Here is a 19,203-nt window from a genome sequence, read left to right as displayed (position 1 = left end):
AGTATGCGTGCTTCAGTACCTTGAGTAGTTATTCCTTAAGGGCGACTGTTGTTCCTCAAAAATGATGTAAGCCAGTACGGATTCTCGAATTATTTCGTGTTAATCCGTACTGGCTTTTTGTATATGCATTTCATGAGATCTATACTTCGTGCGATCTATGTTCATCCATTAAGATTTGTGCCAGTCATAGTAGCGGTACATGGATCTTCAGTGTTATCTTCGAGTCAGATCGCAACTCGCGATACTGCTTTTATTGTATGAGACAAGGAATCGAAGAATGCACTTACATTTATCCCATTCGCTTGTCTATCTTTTTGATGATTTCGAAGAACTCAGCCAGCGATGTACTCTGATAGACATTTTGGAATGCTTTAGAAATAAGGTGCCACCAGCGGAACTTAGGAAATACGAAGCGCTACAGCACACCCAAGCTAAACAGCTTTGGCTGCTCTCTCGTGTGTTATTACTATATGGGCTTTACGATAATAAAGGGAAATTATGTATTCCCGAGATAGCATATAATGCTCACAATAAACCGTATTTTAAACACTGCACCGAGTTTCATTTTAATATCAGTTATTGCAGCCAAGCAGTTGCATGTGCCTTTTCTAACTATGCAATTGGCATCGATGTTCATGAAGTTAGCGAAGCAAATGTTGATCTATCGCAAGCACTGAGCTCAGCAGAGCTGCGGTATGTAGAGAGTGCTGAGCATAAAGAGGATGCTTTAACACGTATTTGGGTATGCAAAGAGGCCTTCGTTAAGGCGTTAGGAGAAGGCGTTACATCCAGTACAAATAAATACAATCTCATTGATCACGGTGTTATTAAGCAGCAAAGTAGCGGATTCCACATAACGGAATATCACACCATCGATTCCCCATATTATCTTGCAGTTTGTGCTCGTGATCAAACGTATGTACGGTGGGTCTCTGCCCAGGACTTGGCGCATTTCCTAGAAATGCTGTCGCAGTATTGATGAGTGCTTAGCAGTGATACTCTTCAGTATAAATGCGTACATTAGTCGAAAAATATACGCATCTAATACGTAAATAAATGTATATAAATAGTAAAAAGAAGAAGCCGATTCTTTTCGTAAGTACCTAGAAGAATGCTGTATATAGATTGTCAAGTAGATGGACGAGGGGAGTACTAATACTAGGGCGGAATTCTGATAGTATCTAGCGCCATGAATAGGGAAGTCCTCGCGAACAACCTCTGAAAAGAAGCCTTAGCATTGGATGAGCTAAACCTCTTGTATACTCTGTTTTTCACACCGACATTCAAAATGGATCCTATATATATATCTTGAAATACTGTGCGATTATCCGACCTGCCGATTGTTGCCTTGATAAAGTTAAAAACAATAAATCTGACATAACGATTACCTATGAATAAGTAAATGAGGGTAGTGGCATTCAAGCTCCAAAAAGATGCATTTACACCAGGTATGTCAGCGAGATTATTGTTCAGGATCAGTCATTGAAACGATGCTATGAAAAATGCCTAAGCAAAAGACGTAAGAAATTAGACAAGCATCTGGAGGTAGAACTCTACAGGTACAGCACTGAAAGCTCAAAAAAGCTAAAGATCTGTAATTCTGATTGGTCGCTTGAATATTCAGTAGATTAAAGCATCGAGTAAATGGATCTTAAGATTAAAGCTTTGAGTATGTGGATCTTATATTGATGCGCAAAGTTCCATACGTGCATTACTGTGAAGCTGCATTGAAATCTGTATAACAGAAATGTCTCTGCATCAACGATTATGTTGAATACCGATAAGTTCGTCAGAAACGATTCTAAGAAACGAAGCCATAAATATAGGTATAAGAGTACCTAGAAAGTACCCTTATAAAGATATATATAAATATCCGATAATGTACGTTATGTCAGATTAGTAATTATTGGATCCGGATAAAGCGTGATTTGTACTCCCCATGATCCATCCATATGTACTATATTCATTCCGCCGGTTCCTGTGGATTCAATGCTTAGATACAAATATTGCTCGGATACTTATTCATATATTGCTACAGATTTGATATGACAACCATGTTGTTGTCTTTGCATAATTCTGTTGAGACACATTGCTCATGCTGCTGCATACTGCGCCAGGTTTATTCTGTGCTAGGTTTTATTCTTGCTCGATATCTTGCATCGTTGAGATTCATCATTGCTGATGGAATTCCTCAATTCGTATTTCTGCTATGAAATATCTGGCTCAATGCATATCAGGTAGTTTTTCCGATTTCTTCAAAAGTTCGTCAGAAACGATTCTAAGAAACGTCGTTTTAGACCTATAATTATACGTCTATCTTAAGGTTATTTCTCTCAATCGTTTCTGACGAACTGCAAAAATAAGCTCTAAAACCGTAAATACCAGGTGTCGTTTCAGCTCTACATAACTATTGTTTTGAACCATGCATAATGTTATGTCAGATATACATCATGAGTTTGGCGACGGGCACTTACGGATATAAAAAAGGCACACAGTTAAACTGCATGCCTTAGTTATGATGTACTCTATTTTTCTCTTATATGCTCAGTCAGCAAAGAGCGAAGGTAACCGTCGCCTTCAGATCATAGGCGAGTCTTCAAATAGCTACTACCCTGCTGTTGTTATCGAGCGGATCATTATGAATTAGAGCCAATGATGGTGATGGTGATGAATATGGAAATGGAAATGATGATGACCGCCAGAATATGAATAGGAGCTACTTCCTGATCCTGATGTAGTTGGAGCCCCACTAGTTCCGCTTGGCGCTGGTGCTTGTGCCTGTGCTTTTTGCTGATCTTCGTAGACCTGCATGCTATCTTCGACAAGCTTCATGCGTACGCTGATTTCCTCAATAGTTTTATCTGTAGCATCCTCATCCTTATAGGCGGAAGGCTGATCTGCTTGCTTCAGATATTCTTGAAGATCCTGACGAGTTTGTTCCTCGGTCACTTTGCCATTCGATTGGTCGAGTAAGCTTTGTGCTTCTCTAATCTTAGCCTGCACTTGATTATGCATATCTTCGACGAACTTTGCATCGCGTGATTTAATAACCTTATTTGCGCTATCATTAAGATTTTGAGTCTGTTGTTTTATTCGGTCTGCTTGCTTACGTAACTGACTCTCTTGATTTTTGAGTTGTTTCGTTGAGGAGGCATTACACTCTATTATTTTTTCGTCAGAAACAGAGCTAGTACTTATCTTGTTGAAACTATCTATCAGCTTAGGATCTTGAACTTGATCTTTGTCTGTTTCAGATGCTTGAGTAACTTGATCTGAACTCAACGCGTCGTCAAAAGCGGACTGTTGCTGTTGTACGAGTTCTCGTGCTTCATTGCAGGATGTCCGAGCTTGAGAAAAGCGAGAGTGTATGAGTACGCATACTATTATCGCGATAATAGCCACAATAAAAAATAGGCGACTATGTTTTTTCTTTTCTGACTGTTCGTCAGACATCAGTTATCTCTTCTCTCTATCGTGTTCACGTGAATGGCTATGAACAGCTACCACCATACAAACGATTGTTGACTGCATATTATTGAGAGAAAGATTTGTATTTCGTCTTTAGACTTGCATTTCATTAACTAGCATTTATTAGTTCAAGCTATTTTCTGCAGCTTGTATCGCATGCTGCAAATTCTGAACTGTTGCACGAGCTGCTTCAATATTGCGAGTGGCATCAGCTTGCAATGCATCTTGAATAGCTTTGTTGAGTTGCGCAATCGCAGCGCTGTTCACCTGGTTATCCTGAGCTGAGGCAGCAAGATCTTTTGCTTGGCTGAGGAGATCATTGACCTGGGCCTTCAGATCATCAAGCGTTTTCTGTTCTTTGGATTTCAGTATTTTGCCAGCTTGTTCAGTGATGCGCTTGGCTTGCTGCTCATACCATTGTGCTGCAGTGTTGTAGCGAGCAGCAATTTCTAGCAATTCTGCTGTTGAAGTCGCATAGCAGGTACCTTCTGCTTGCGGTGCTGTTTCTGATTTAATGCGCATAAAGTCATCAATAACTGCGGGATCACTGACATCAAGTTTTGTATTTCGGTTTGCCTCGCTGACTTTTTTCGATGAATTAATATTCCAATAGTTATCGATCTGAGTTTCGCGATTTTGTACAGCCTGCACACATGATTGCTGTGCTTGTTCAAGCATTTCAACTTGATGATCATGAACGAGTAATGTTGCAACAACAGCGCAAACAAGTGCAACGATTACAACACAACTGATTATGATCCGTGTTGATCTCGCTTGTTGTAAGAACCGCTTCATGTCGCGCTCCCCTCGTTCATGTGCGCGACTGAGAATTTCCCGAACATCGGTACAGAAAATAACAGGTGCGCCAATGCACTCTTATATCCTGTTTATCATGAATGCACTGGCGCACCTAAATTAACGTCAGTTTTTAAGACAAATCGTGTTATCGACTGTTCAAGGATTTGACTTATACCACTGGCCTGAGGCACTAATTCGTAACACTGATTTGAAAGACTCGCAGACCAACGTTACTTCGTAGCGTTTTACTGATGATAGCCATCGAAGAAGTGACGCAGCTTGCCAACAGCGTTGCTCAGTACTTCAACTCGAGGCAAGTAGACCACACGGAAGTGATCTGGCTCGTGCCAGTTGAAACCGGTACCTTGCACAACGAGTACCTTCTCATCACGCAGCAGATCCAACGCGAACTGTACATCATCAGTAATGTTGAAGCGCTTTGTATCAATCTTCGGGAAGATATAGAACGCAGCCTTTGGCTTGACTGCAGTAATACCAGGGATTGAGTTCAATGCTTCGTAAATGAATTCACGCTGTTCATAAATACGACCGCCAGGCACAATATAATCATTCACACTCTGATGGCCGCCCAATGCTGTCTGCACAATCGACTGTGCTGGCACGTTCGAGCAGATACGCATATTCGTCAACATGTTGAGACCTTCAATATAGTCTCGGCCTATGCGCTTGTTACCACTCAGAATCATCCAACCAATGCGGTAGCCAGCAATCATATGCGACTTCGACAGGCCAGAGAAGGTCACACAGAACAGATCCGGAGCCATGGCTGCAATAGACGTGTGCTTCAGACCATCCATCACCAAGCGATCATAAATCTCATCGGAGAAGATCATGAGCTGGTGTTCGCGTGCCACATTCACAATCTGCTGCAGCACTTCTTCTGGATACAGCGCACCCGTTGGGTTATTTGGATTAATAATGACGATGGCCTTCGTCTTATCCGTAATCTTGGCACGCATATCATTAATATCTGGATACCAATCCGACTGCTCATCACAGGTGTAGTGCACGGCCTTACCGCCAGCCAGCGTCACACATGCGGTCCACAAAGGATAATCAGGACTTGGCACGAGCACTTCGTCACCGTTATCGAGCAAAGCAGACATACTCAAATTAATCAGCTCGGAAACACCATTGCCCGTATAAATACCGTCAATCGTGACGTTAGGCAGACCCTTAATCTGCGCATACTGCATAATTGCCTTACGTGCAGAGAACAGTCCCTTGGAATCCGAATAGCCTTCCGATTCGGTCAGCTGCTGCGACATATCGTACACTACTTCATCTGGTGTGCGGAATCCGAAAGGTGCTGGGTTACCGATGTTCAACTTCAGCACGTTTGTACCAGCAGCTTCCATGCGTGCAGCTTCCTGCACAACAGGACCGCGAACGTCATACAATACATGATCAAGCTTCTTTGATTTGTTAAACGTGCGCATCCTAGTCTCCTTGACTGTTGTGCTCGATGGTTGCTGCATATCGTACTGCTGTTGTGGTTCAGAATAAGTATTCTGTTCAGAGTTCAATTCTTGATCCAGTTCAGTTCCTTGTCCTATTGGTTCAATTTCTGGTTCAGTTTGGTTCAATTCTGTAGATTCATCGTTGAACTCAGTTGGTTCAATATCATTTTGAACTTCTGTTGAACCCTCTGAATCACCTCGAAGCCAGGTAGCATCAACGTGAAGCGTATCAGCAAGGAAGTTCATAATCTCTGTACGAGGGATACTCTTGCCACTGACATACTGGCTGATGTGACTCTTGCCTAGTTTAATTCCTGCTTGCTGTGCGTGATGCACGATATCAATTTGGCGCATATGTGCGTCGCTCATTGCTTGTAACAAGCGATTATGAAAAGCAGTCATCTTGAACTCACTTCAGTTGAGGAACCGTGTTGAACTCTGTACCGGACACTGTAGCACAGCACAAGTTCAATATTGAACTATTTTTAGTTCAAAGCGTGTTGGCTCGTTATATGAACGATCGTAATACATGAAGGGGCCACCCTACCCTATATTCCACAGAATTCATACAGTTTTAGACCCTTGTAATTTGCGGAGTCGCCATAGACATAGAGGTACTTGCACAGTAGCCATTGAACTTCTCTCTACCTGTGGGATGTGAGTTCAATTTAGTACGGAATGCGTACGTACCCTATAGTTCATAATTAGTATGGTAAGTAAACATATACGTAATACGAATAAGCACACATTCTGAACTAAACATCAGCACCCAATTAGATCGGTTCAAGAACGAAATAGGACACTATTTGAACTGAAGTTCAATTTAGATATAGTAGAGATAGTTCAATACAGTTCAAGATAAGATGCAGTTGAGAGAGTTCAATATAAGAGTGTGAATCTGAACAAGTTCAAAATATATGTGAGTTCAGAATATGTGGATGAGTATAGCGATCCAAGAATGGGAATGATGAATTTAAGATCATTCAGCAACACACAAAAGAATGAAGCACGTATAAGTTCAATAGTACAAAGAAGACGATGTGTGAATAGGTTCAAGAACATAAAGACTATGGAGCATGAAATAGTTCAAGATCACAGAAGAGTAGGAACAGAATAAGGGATGAGCTCCACTCCCCTCGTTCGTGATCGCCGATGCAAATTCGGTGCACTCTACTTGGTAGTGCATCAGATTTTGCTCGGTTGCGTAGAAACGATTCTAACGAACGAGGGGCGAAACGAAGTTTTGTTTTTTATAGCAGGTGGCCGTGGATCCACTGTGCAACACCATCTTCATTATTCGGTGCACAGATTTCATCTGCAATGCGAAGTACCTGAGGCACTGCATTCGCAACTGCAATACCTCGGCCAGAATCACGCATCATATTAATGTCAATCAAATCATCGCCGAAAGTAACCATGCGACTTTCTTTTAATGAGAAATGATTGGCGACAAGTTTGAGTGCATGCTCCTTGCTGGCATCACGATGAGTAATCATCAGCAGGATGCCTTCAGAAATATGTACATCCATATCATCTGGGATCATCGCCTGGAGTGGCTCCCACTGATCTGGCTTCGGGAAGATGATAATCTTCGCTGCTGTTCCCTGAGGAATATCAGTGAAGTCAGTGTATTGCCAATCTTGATCAGTCCAATACTTCGTCAGATCGAATGACGTGTATCGCACATCATTCATGACGATGCCTATTTCCAGATCAGGAAAAACATCAAGCATCTGCAAGCATAGCTTCGCTGCTTCATCGGATGGGAAGCCAATAAGTTTCGCAGTATCTGGTAATGCATCTGCCTGCTGATTCAACATATCGGTTGTGGAATGAGCAGGATCGAAATCGATAAGTGCGCCATTGAGGTACACACATGCATCAGGCTGAAGTCGTTCAACAAATCGCATAGCAGTTGAGACCGGACGAGCAGTTGCGATAGCGAATGGAATATGTTGACGATGCAACTCATTTATTACGAGCTCACTCATCAGTGATAAATCACGCTGCTCAAACGTAGCGGCATCGTGTAATAGCGTTCCATCCAAATCAGCGACAACCATTTGCGTTGGGTCAAGCACATGCTGATGCATTCTGGAAAATCTCCCTTTTTCCTATATCTCGCATCAAATTGTACAACGCCTACTGAAGTTATTCGAGATGAAATAAAACACAATAAAAAAATCCCGCAGAAATTATCTGCGGGATTTACGAATTGTGCAAGTGTCAGCCGAGGTTGAACTTGATGAACAGGCCAAGCGTAATAATAATGGCAGCCCAGATCAGTGCAATAATCACTGTCCAGCGGTTCAAATTCTTTTCAGCTACACCAGACGAACCTGCGTTCTGCGTCAAGCCGCCACCGAACATGTCGGAAAGGCCGCCGCCCTTACCCTTATGCATAAGGATCAGTAAGGTGAGCAGCAAGCTCAAGACTACGAGCAGAATCTGCAAAACGAGTTTGACGACAGCAAGTGTGCCCACTTGGAACCTCCAGTGTTGTGTGTTTCTGCCTTTACCATAGCGCATAATCAAGAATTCCGCTGCACTGTCTTGTAAAAAGCATGTGCAAATTGCACAATTTTTGCTTTATTTTCATCATGCAAGTGTCTTGTGCTCATGTGCTAGAGCATGGTCAGACAATAAAATGCCTCGTATTACTTCTTATCAGCGCGATGTTGCGTTGAGCGTTTGCATGCAAATCGTCGTGAGTTCATCAACATCAAGGGCTGCGCCACCAATTAAGAAGCCATCAACATCTGGCTCCCCAATCAGCTCAACAGCATTCTTCGACGTAACCGAACCACCATAGAGCACGCGCATCGTATTCGCGACCTTGTCACCAAATCGTTGACGAATGCTCTCGCGAATAGCATGTGCTGCATCTTGTGCTGATTGTGGCGTGGCCACCATGCCAGTACCAATTGCCCAAACTGGTTCATATGCCACAATCAGTCGTGCAGCTTCTTCATCAGAAAGATCACGTGTTACATCATGGACCTGGCCAACTGCGAAGTCGAGCTCAATACCTTGGCGGCGCTCTTCAAAGCTTTCGCCAACGCACAGAATTGGATCCATATCATCAGCCAGCACTGCACGCACTTGGTCAACAATATTGGCATCATCTTCTGGATGGTACTTACGACGTTCCGAGTGACCAACAATAACGTAGTGGCAACCGAGTGCTGCCAACATATCGGCAGAAACATCGCCAGTAAATGCACCCTGGGAGGTAACCGAAACAGTTTGCGCACCGTAGTGAATCTTCAAGCGATCAGAATCAACTAATACTTGCAGGCTGCGCAAAGAAGTAAACGAAGGGAATAATGCAACTTCGCATTTGTCATAGCGGAACTTGCGGTTCTTCAGATTCCAACAGAGTTTTTGTACGAACGCTGTGGCCTCTCGATGGTCGAAATTCATTTTCCAATTGCCAGCGACCATAGGAACGCGCTCATTAGGCGACGCCATGACTACTCACCTTCCGGCATAGATAAATCAAAAGAAAAACAAAGCCGTCCCAACCCAGCATGGGGCTGGAAATTGGGACGGCTCACACTCAAATTAGTCGAGCACCTTCAGGCCAGGCAGAACCTTGCCCTCGAGGAACTCGAGAGAAGCGCCGCCACCCGTGGAGATGTGCGAGAAGCCTTCTTCAGGGAAACCGAGGTTACGCACTGCAGAAGCCGAGTCGCCGCCGCCGACGATCGTGAATGCACCAGCAGCCGTTGCATCGACAAGAGCCTGTGCCACAGCGCGGGTACCCTCAGCGAACTGAGGAATCTCGAACACACCCATTGGGCCGTTCCACACAACAGTCTTCGAATCGACGATCTTGTCGTGGAACAGCTTGCAGGACTCAGGACCAATGTCGAGACCCATCATGTCGGATGGGATCTGATCTGCAGGAACGACCTGTGGATCGATTGGCGTATCGCCTGCTGGGAAGCCCTTGTTCACAACAATGTCGACAGGAAGCACGAGCTCAACGCCGTTCTTCTTAGCCGTCTCGATGTAGCCCTTGACCTTCTCGAGCTGATCCTCTTCGAGCAGCGAAGTACCAACTTCGTAGCCCTCAGCCTTGAGGAACGTGAAGACCATGCCGCCGCCGATGACGAGACGGTCAGCCTTGTCGAGCAGGTTCTCAATAACGCCGAGCTTGTCGGAGACCTTCGAGCCGCCGAGCACCACGGTCAGTGGACGAGCTGGATCGTTGACAGCGCGGGACAGAGCCGACACTTCCTTCTCAACGAGCTTGCCAGCTGCTGCAGGCAGGTCCATAGCCACGTCGTAGTTCGAACCCTGAGCACGGTGCACAACACCGAAGCCATCGGACACGAACACTTCGCCGAGAGCAGCGATCTTCTTTGCGTACTCAGCGCGCTCAGCTTCGTCCTTGCTCGTCTCTTCTGGGTTGAAACGAACGTTCTCGAGCAGAACAACATCGCCGTCGTTCATTGCAGCGACCTTAGCCTGTGCGTCCTCACCGTAGGTGTCGGATGCGAGCACAACGTCGCAGCCCAGCAGCTCACCGAGGCGCTTTGCCACAGGAGCCAGCGAGAGCTCAGGAACAACCTTGCCCTTTGGACGGCCAAGGTGAGCCATGAGGATAACCTTGGCGCCATCCTTACGCAGCTCTTCAATCGTTGGCAGAGCAGCCTTGATACGGCCGTCGTCCGTAATAGTCGTTCCGTCCAGCGGGACATTGAAGTCGGCGCGGACAAGCACGCGCTTGCCCTTGAGGTCGCCCAGATCCTTAAGTGTCTTCATGTAGTAATTCCTTTCCTGTCCGCAACCGTATGGTTACGGGGAATGGCCCTTAATGCCATATCACAGCATAGTACGGGGTATCGTGAACGATTTCGCCCCGCCGCATTTTGTGCGACGGGGCGAATCTATTTGTCATTGTTGAGCTTGACGTGCTCGAGCCTTTTCAGTTTTGTCAGCCAGCTGCAAGAGTCGACGAATTCGACCAGCAATTGCATCCTTCGTAATCGGAGGATTTGCCAAACGGCCGAGTTCTTCAAGGCTTGCATCTGGATGATCAAGACGCAGCTGTCCTGCTGCACGCAGGTTTTCTGGAATCTCGTCGCCCATGAAGCTGAATGCATGACGAACCTTGGCACAAGCTTCTGCTGCAGCCTTTGCCGAACGACGCATATTAGCATCGTCGAAGTTGGCCAGCCTATTAGCCTTGCCACGTGCTTCACCATCAGAACGCTTGCCCGTCCACTCACGAGAAGACATAGGAGCGCCCATCAAAATGAGCATACGTTCAATAGCATCAGCGTCCTTAAGCGTGACGCGTTCCGAACTACGCACCTGACGTGGATGTGCAGTAATACCCAAACGGTGAGCAGTTTTCACAAGTGCCAAAGCTGCTTCCTGCGTTGGGCAAATAATTTCCATATACGAGGCTTTACCTGGCTCAGAAATACCGCCACGAGCAAGGAATGCACCGCGCCATGCGCTCTTAATCTGTGCAATATTACCTTCGACGATATCTGCTGGCAGGCCATGCACCACGTGCTTACGGCGATCCAGTAAGCCGGTTTGCAGTGCCAATGCTGCGCCACCACGGTCAACAATTACCTGGTAACGATGCACTGGACCGTTCGGAGACATACGTTCAATCTCCGTCAGGTGTGCTTCATGACCATAGAGCGTATGAATTGCGTTCTGCAGCCACTGTGCCGCGTCAAGTGAATCAAAGCTCGCCTGCACGAGAATCTGGCGCTGCACAAGACGGAGGCCACCGCCAAAACGGATCATGGCCGTAGCCTGAGCTTGACGAACCGATAACGATTCGCCATCAATGCGAGATAGCTCGCTTTTGACCTCATCGAGAAGTGTCACAAAGTCCTCCTGGGTTGTGAAACATGCTCTGCGCTAGATAGATAAGTGTCGGCGTGTCGCCCTTTTTACGCCATACTGGTTTACTCAGTGAGTTGGACAAAAAGTAGGCAGTCTCAAGAAATATGACCAACTGTAGAGCCTCAGATGATCAGAAAACTTAAGAATGAAGCGATTACTGACATGGTAAAGGGGTTCACCCTTAGGATCACCCCTTTCATTAAGTAGCTCGTTACTTTTCTGCTACGTGCTCTTGTTCAGCAGCCGCAGCAATTGCTGGATCAATCCCCTGCTCCAGCTTATCGAGCTCACGCGCTGAAACGGTTACATTCAAGCCCTGCTTGCGTAAACGTTCAGCTAAAGCCTCACTCATGGCCACCGAACGATGCTGGCCACCAGTGCATCCAATAGCAATTGTCACAAAGTGTTTATCTTCTTGTACATAACCTTGGATGGCTATTTCAATTGCCTTGGCATAGGTATCAAGGAATTCCTGCGCACCATCGCTGGCAAGTACATAATCTGCAACTGGTGCGTCGTGACCATTCATTTCGCGAAGGTCTGGCACCCAGTATGGGTTTGGCAGGAATCGAACATCGGCAACAAAATCAGCGTCGATTGGAATGCCATATTTAAAGCCGAAACTGAAGATGTGCACCGAAACGGTACTTGGAGCCGAACCCATCATTGAGTCGTACAACTTAGTAGACAGCTGGTGAATACTTAAGTCTGACGTATCAATATGGAAATCGGCACGTTCCTTGAGATTGGCAAGCAGCTCACGCTCTGCCAGAATGCCGTCGATTAAACGAGCACCCTGCTGCAGTGGATGAGGCCTGCGCACCTTCTCAAAGCGGCGAATCAACTCAGCATCGCTGGCGTCGAGGAACAGAATGCGCGTACGCACACCCAAATCATCCAAGTGACCCAGCACTGCCGAAAGATCGGTGAAATAATCACGCGAACGCACATCAATAACGGCCGCGAGGCGATGCACACTCTCCTGACCAGAGGCCGTCATCATATCGACCATTGGCACCAGCAGTTTAGGCGGCATATTGTCGACCACATACCAGCCCATATCTTCCAAACTGTGAGCGGCCTGAGATCGGCCAGCTCCACTCATGCCCGTAATGAGCATGACTTCGAAACCTTCTGCTGGTTTCGGCTGCTTCACTCGATCACTCATGCTGTAATGCCTCCTCAAGTGCTGTTCTCATCGCATTTTCAAGCATACCTAAAACATTAGGCTGTCCGGACTGTACATCGTCTGCGTTGAACGATGGGTCCACACCTGTCATTAATAAGACCTGTGCAATTGCCTGATAAATCAACATTTCAATGCCGCTAATGCTCGTGCCATCTGCTTGGCTAAAAGCGTTCATGAGCTGTGTCACACGTGGCGCATACACCACATCAAGCAGCAATGCATCAGGCTTGGCGCTCAGGTTCAGCTCCATAAACTGCTGGGCTACAACGTCAGCACCCAGACCTGGAATCGTATTTACAATCAGATCCGCCTGAGCCATAGCTTGCGCGGCATCACTAAGTGCAATAGATTGCAGCGGCTTCATCGTATTCGACTGTACGGCAACGAGCTCGCGCAGCGTCTCAGTTTTCTCAACATGACGAGCTGCAACAATAACTTGATCCACACAACCCATCATCACGGCCGCGGCCACAGCACTAGCTGCCGTATTGCCGTTACCAAGAATCAGCATGGTGGAATTGCGCTTAGGCACTGTGCCCTGCTCATAAAGCGCGTGCTGGAATGCGCAAGCAATGCCGTACACATCAGTGTTGTACAGATCTATGGAACGCACGGTTTCGTCATAGTGCATCACTGCTGTATTTGCGACTTTGAGCTGCCGTGCCCAACGATTACGCAGCTTACCGTATGGAATAATCGTGCGCTTGAGTGGCATCGTTAAACTCAAACCAACCCACGTATCGTCGAGCCCGGCGAGGAACGCTGGTAAGTCCTGCTCTCCTACTTCAGCACGCGTATATTCCCAGTCTTCCACGCCTAACGCCATATAGGCAGCGTTATGCAGCACTGGCGACAGCGAATGCGCAATAGGTTGTCCTAATACTGCGCATCGATGCAGGACCATTCGTTCTCCTCACCATATTGGGTTTGTGCTGTTGTGCGGCACGGTTCGTCGCGCACAACAGCACAGTTTTGTTGTTGTACCTTTTGTGCTTACTACCGTACTGACCTGCAGCCCGTTTGCGCCAAGTCAGTCCGCTCTGTGCACAACTTCAGCCATTTTCTTGTGTTTTGTCTGAACTCAGCTGACGTTGTTCATTATTAGTATTTCCGTCTTCAGCATCTTGGCTTGGTTGAGCATGCAATGCAGCATAGATGCTCTGGGCCTTCTTTGCACCAATACCTTGTACGGCTTCGAGTTGTTCAACGCTCGCTTCACGCATAGCACGCACGGAACCAAAATGATTGAGCAATCGCTTCTGATACGTTGCACCAATACCTGGAATGGCATCCAGTGCCGAACGCAAAGCGCCCTTACGACGCGTTTGACGATGGTAGGTAATGGCGAAACGGTGTGATTCATCACGCACACGTTGCAGCAAATACATGCCCTCTGACTGGCGCTTCAGAATAATTGGATAATCATCGTCTGGAACCCATACTTCTTCCAAACGCTTAGCCAAACCGCATACAGCAACATCAGTCACACCACAGTCCTTGAGTGCCTTGGCAGCAGCAAGTACCTGAGGATGGCCACCATCAACCACAATCAGATTTGGTTTATAAGCAAAATGACGACGATCCGTATTCTGCTGCACCACATCAGCGCTCTCTGCTGGTGCATCAGTTGCACGGCGTTCGTTTTCCATGCTGTCGCCTGAGTCACCAGCAATATTGCCATGACGGAAACGACGTGTCAGCGTCTCATACAATGCACTTAAATCGTCAAGCGCACCCTTACCATCATCGCCACGAATGGCGAATCGACGATACTCACTCTTCTTGGCAATAGCATCTTCAAACACGACCATCGAAGCGACCTGGAAGGCACCGCCAATTGTGTTCGAGATATCGTAGCATTCAATACGCAGTGGAGCTTCATCCAAGCCAAGTGCACGAGCTACATCATTCATAGCCTCAGTACGCGTAGCCATATCAGAAATGCGGCTTAACTTACTGCGTTGCAAAGCCTGCGATGCGTTATCTTGCGCACGCTGCAACAAATCCTTTTTCGAGCCACGCTGTGGTACACGAATAGACACGGCAGAGCCACGCATATCGGACAGCCACTGTTCCAACTCCTCAACACGACTCGGCAACACTGGCACAAGAATCTCACGAGGAATTGGCGAAATAGGCGCCAAAAAGTCTTGACGACCAGTTTGCTCCAAACGCTGCGAACGCGTACGCGACGCTTGTGCACGAGAAGTCGCATCCGTAGCCGTTACGGTTTGCGTTGGTGCTAATGCATCACGCTTCTCATTAATAACGGCAGCAGGTGCATGATCATCGTGTGCTTCACCAAATGGTGTGGCCTGATGCTCATGCATCAGATCCGAATAGGCTTGCACAATCAAGTCAGCAAGCAAATCCGCATCAGGCACATCTTCAATACGCTCCACACTCCAATTGCGCTCGCCTCGAATCGAACCGGAACGCACAAAGAACGCATGAACTGAAGCTTCAAGCTCATCAGAGGTAATACCGAACACATCAGCATCAACATCCTGATCCAAAACCACAGCATTCTGCTGCGCAACATTGCCAAGCATCTGGATTTGGTCACGCAAACGTGCAGCCTTCTCAAACTCCAACTCTTGGCTTGCTTGCTTCATTTGCCGCGTTAAATCAGCAATATACGATTTACCAATGCGACCAGTGAGTACACCAGTGATCTGATTGACCAAATGACGATGATCTTCTAACGAAATACGGCCGACACAAGGTGCTGTGCACTTACCAATAGAAGCAAGTAAACAAGGACGTCCCGTAAGCTGTGCTTTTTTCAGTACACCTGGCGTGCACGTACGCACGGGGAATGTACGCAGCAAAGAATCCAAGCTCTTACGCAGATCCCAAACCTTGGCATACGGGCCAAAGTAGCGCGTATCACGACGCTTACGGCTACGCGTCACCCATACACGAGGAATTTCCTCACCAACCGACACTGCTAAATACGGGTACGTTTTATCATCGCGGAACACAACGTTAAAACGTGGATCAAACTCCTTAATCCACGTGTATTCGAGCGTTAATGCCTCAAGCTCAGTGGCAACAACAGTCCATTCCAGACTGCGCGCCGTCAGCACCATGGTTTGTGTACGAGGATGCAACTGGTAGAGCGGCTGGAAGTAATTGGTCAGTCGATTACGTAAGTTCTTTGCTTTACCCACGTAAATAACTCGACCATTGCCATCTCGCCATTTATAAACGCCTGGTTTGGCAGGAATGTCTGAAGTTTTTGGACGGAACAAATCACGAGAGTCACCAAGCAACGGCGCACCATTGACATTCACTTCAGTCGATGATGATTCGCCTGTTGCTTGGGTTGCTGACTCATCGTTCAGCATGGCTTCTGCTGTACGACGCCATGTTCCAGGTGCATGACGTTCAAACAATGCCATGGGTTCTCCTTTACTTGGTTGCTGACTCGTTCAGCAGCGTCTTCAGATAACGACCAGTCCACGATTCGTCCACTTGTGCAACCTGCTCTGGCGTACCCTGAGCAACAATCGTGCCGCCACCGTCGCCGCCTTCTGGACCAAGATCAATAATCCAGTCAGCGCTCTTAATGACATCCAAGTTATGTTCAATGACAATAACCGTATTGCCCTTATCAACAAGGCCCTGCAGCACGTGCAGCAGCTTGTTCACGTCCTCGAAGTGCAAACCAGTGGTTGGCTCATCGAGAATATAAACGGTTTTACCCGTCGAACGACGCTGCAATTCGGTAGCCAGCTTGACGCGCTGTGATTCACCACCAGACAACGTTGTTGCAGGCTGTCCCAAACGGATGTAACCCAAACCAACGTCGACGAGCGTATCCAAGTAGCGTGAAATAGACGTATACGACTTGAAGAACTGTGCAGCCTCGCTAATTGGCATATCGAGAATATCGGCAACGGTCTTACCGTTGTACTTCACTTCCAGCGTTTCGCGGTTATAGCGCTTACCGTGGCATTCTTCGCACTGCACATACACGTCTGGCAGGAAGTTCATCTCAATCTTTAACGTGCCATCACCATGGCAGGCTTCACAACGGCCACCCTTGACATTAAAGCTGAAACGACCTGGACCATAGCCACGCACCTGAGCTTCAGGTGTTTTAGCAAATAGTGCGCGAATCTTATCCCACACACCCGTATAGGTTGCAGGATTCGAACGAGGCGTACGACCAATTGGATTCTGATCAACATGAATTACCTTGTCACACTGATCAATACCTTCAACGCGCGTATGCTTACCTGGCACAATACGTGCACCATTAAGCTTGTCAGCCAACACTGGATACAGAATCTGATTAATCAACGTGGACTTACCAGATCCAGAAACACCAGTAACACAGGTCATAACGCCCAGTGGGAACGACACATCAATATTCTTCAGATTGTTCTCACGAGCACCAATAACCTTGAGCTGCTTCGTCTTCTTCGTCTTACGACGCGTTGCCGGCACCTCAATCTTGCGGCGACCAGCAATATAGTCAGCAGTAATTGAACGCTTTGCTTCAATCAGATGATCGGCAGGACCGGAGTACACCACTTCACCACCGTGCTCACCTGCGCCTGGACCAATATCCACGAGCCAGTCAGCATTGCGAATCGTATCTTCATCGTGCTCAACAACAATCAGCGTATTGCCCAGATCACGCAAATGGTGCAGCGTATCAATAAGACGCGTATTATCGCGCTGATGCAAACCAATAGAAGGCTCATCCAGCACATACATGACGCCAACCAGACCAGAACCAATTTGCGTAGCCAAACGAATACGCTGTGCTTCACCGCCAGACAGCGTCTTAGCAGCACGAGACAGCGTCAAATAGTTCAGGCCAACATCGTTCAGGAAGCCAAGCCTTGAACGAATCTCCTTCAACACTTCGCCAGCAATTTGTGCAGCTGCACCTTCAAGCTTGAGCTTGTTGACCCATGCCAGCGACTGCTGCGCAGACATATCACAAATATCAGCAATAGACTGACCCTCGATCGTGACAGCCAACACTTCTGGCTTCAACCTACGGCCATGGCACACGGAGCAAGGTACTTCGCGCATATATGACTCGTAGTACTGCTTCATCTGCTCGGAATCAGTTTCTTCATGACGACGCTTGAGCGAACGAATCACACCTTCAAAGCCGGTGGTGTATTCGCGCATACGACCCCAACGGTTGCGGTAGCTGACCTCAACCTTGAAATCATGACCATGCAGAATAGCCTCCTGCACATCCTTTGGCAGATCTTCCCAAGGAGTATCCAGATCAAAGTTCATCTGCTGAGCCAGACCCTCAAGCAAATGACGGTAATAATCACCCGAGGTCTTTGTCATCGTCCAAGGCTCAATAGCACCCTCATTGAGCGTCTTCGAAGGATCAGGAACCACGAGTTCAGGATCAATTTCGAGCTTGAAACCAAGACCCGTGCACTCTGGGCAAGCACCATATGGTGCATTGAATGAGAACGTACGTGGCTCAATTTCATCAAGCTCAAGCACGTGGCCATTCGGGCATGCACGATGCTCCGAGAATGGCATACGACGTGCTGGATCCTTCTCATCACGATCAACAAAGTCGGCAACCATAATGCCTTTAGCAAGGCGCAGTGCCGTTTCAATCGAATCAGTTAAACGCTGGCGAATACCATCTTTAATAACGAGTCGATCAATAACAACTTCAATTGTGTGCTTCTTCTGCTTCGTCAACTTAATGTCATCAGACAGTTGACGCATTTCACCATCAATCAGCGCACGAGCATAACCATCGCCACGCAGCAACTCCAGCAGATCCTGGAACTCACCCTTACGACCACGAACAACTGGTGCCAGAATCTGGAAGCGCGTACGATCAGGCTGCTTCAACAGCGTATCAACCATCTGTTGTGGCGTCTGAGCGCTAACTAAAGCACCACACACTGGGCAGTGTGGAATACCAGTACGAGCAAACAGCAGACGCAAGTAATCGTAAATTTCGGTAATCGTACCAACTGTAGAACGAGGGTTACGATTCGTCGTCTTCTGATCAATAGAAACTGCTGGGCTTAAACCTTCAATGAAGTCCACATCAGGCTTATCCATCTGGCCTAAGAACTGGCGAGCATAAGCAGACAGCGATTCCACATAACGACGCTGACCTTCAGCGAACAAGGTGTCGAATGCCATTGAAGACTTACCTGAACCAGATAAGCCAGTAAACACAATCATGCGGTTACGAGGAAACTCTAGATCCGCATTCTTCAAATTGTGTTCACGTGCACCCTGCACCGTAATCTTCAAATCTTTTGGTAAATGATCGAGTCGTGCCACTAATGAGCCATCGTGCTCGACCAGTGGTGCTTTGGCGAGCTCCTGGCTTAACAACGAGTCACTATCCATAACATGTTCAACAACAACATGATCATT

The 19,203-nt window shown here is 47.0% G+C and carries 13 protein-coding genes; 1 reads left to right on the top strand and 12 read right to left on the bottom strand.

The annotated features are described in order from the left end of the window. Positions 1-277: 277 nt before the first annotated feature. Positions 278-979 carry a 4'-phosphopantetheinyl transferase family protein gene (locus tag D2E26_RS02995; RefSeq protein WP_164515837.1) on the top strand — a complete coding sequence of 234 codons (702 nt, stop codon included), beginning with the start codon at positions 278-280 and terminating at the stop codon, positions 977-979. A gap of 1,664 nt (positions 980-2,643) precedes the next feature. On the opposite strand, the gene D2E26_RS02990 is transcribed toward D2E26_RS02995, so the two are convergent. From D2E26_RS02990 to uvrA, 12 genes are all read right to left on the bottom strand, one after another. Beyond that, a complete protein-coding gene (locus D2E26_RS02990; RefSeq protein ID WP_125963182.1) occupies positions 2,644-3,453 on the bottom strand; it encodes a hypothetical protein in 810 nt (269 codons plus the stop codon). Positions 3,454-3,591: 138 nt separating this feature from the next. Next, positions 3,592-4,146: a hypothetical protein gene (locus D2E26_RS02985; protein WP_125963181.1), complete on the bottom strand. Its 555-nt coding sequence runs from the start codon at positions 4,144-4,146 to the stop codon at positions 3,592-3,594. A 365-nt stretch (positions 4,147-4,511) separates the two neighbouring features. After that, positions 4,512-6,116: an aminotransferase class I/II-fold pyridoxal phosphate-dependent enzyme gene (locus D2E26_RS02980; protein ID WP_420897187.1), complete on the bottom strand. Its 1,605-nt coding sequence runs from the start codon at positions 6,114-6,116 to the stop codon at positions 4,512-4,514. Positions 6,117-6,997: 881 nt separating this feature from the next. After that, entirely contained in the window at positions 6,998-7,840 is an 843-nt protein-coding gene (locus D2E26_RS02975; RefSeq protein ID WP_125963179.1) for an HAD-IIB family hydrolase, read from the bottom strand. Positions 7,841-7,973: 133 nt separating this feature from the next. Beyond that, positions 7,974-8,276 (bottom strand): preprotein translocase subunit SecG, encoded by a 303-nt coding sequence (gene secG / locus D2E26_RS02970; RefSeq protein ID WP_125963401.1) that lies wholly within the window; start codon positions 8,274-8,276, stop codon positions 7,974-7,976. 138 nt (positions 8,277-8,414) lie between these two features. Beyond that, positions 8,415-9,218 (bottom strand): triose-phosphate isomerase, encoded by an 804-nt coding sequence (gene tpiA, locus D2E26_RS02965; protein ID WP_125963178.1) that lies wholly within the window; start codon positions 9,216-9,218, stop codon positions 8,415-8,417. A 93-nt stretch (positions 9,219-9,311) separates the two neighbouring features. Further along, entirely contained in the window at positions 9,312-10,517 is a 1,206-nt protein-coding gene (locus D2E26_RS02960) for a phosphoglycerate kinase (RefSeq protein ID WP_125963177.1), read from the bottom strand. A gap of 132 nt (positions 10,518-10,649) precedes the next feature. Continuing rightward, positions 10,650-11,603 (bottom strand): DNA-binding protein WhiA, encoded by a 954-nt coding sequence (gene whiA, locus D2E26_RS02955; protein WP_125963176.1) that lies wholly within the window; start codon positions 11,601-11,603, stop codon positions 10,650-10,652. A 229-nt stretch (positions 11,604-11,832) separates the two neighbouring features. Continuing rightward, positions 11,833-12,789, bottom strand: coding sequence for an RNase adapter RapZ (gene rapZ / locus D2E26_RS02950; RefSeq protein ID WP_125963175.1), 957 nt, complete (start codon positions 12,787-12,789; stop codon positions 11,833-11,835). Further along, complete coding sequence (locus D2E26_RS02945; protein ID WP_125963174.1) at positions 12,782-13,714, bottom strand: shikimate dehydrogenase family protein; 933 nt, start codon at positions 13,712-13,714, stop codon at positions 12,782-12,784. Before D2E26_RS02945 ends, rapZ begins: the two co-directional genes overlap by 8 nt. Before the next feature lie 148 nt (positions 13,715-13,862). Beyond that, positions 13,863-16,214, bottom strand: coding sequence for an excinuclease ABC subunit UvrC (gene uvrC, locus D2E26_RS02940; protein WP_125963173.1), 2,352 nt, complete (start codon positions 16,212-16,214; stop codon positions 13,863-13,865). Positions 16,215-16,224: 10 nt separating this feature from the next. Then, a complete protein-coding gene (gene uvrA, locus D2E26_RS02935; protein ID WP_125963400.1) occupies positions 16,225-19,176 on the bottom strand; it encodes an excinuclease ABC subunit UvrA in 2,952 nt (983 codons plus the stop codon). Positions 19,177-19,203: the final 27 nt, after the last annotated feature.

The sequence above is a fragment of the Bifidobacterium dolichotidis genome, from assembly GCF_003951975.1.
Classification (GTDB): domain Bacteria; phylum Actinomycetota; class Actinomycetes; order Actinomycetales; family Bifidobacteriaceae; genus Bifidobacterium; species Bifidobacterium dolichotidis.
The sequence above is the reverse complement of the archived record's forward strand: the minus strand, read 5'-3'. Positions and strand labels throughout refer to the sequence as shown.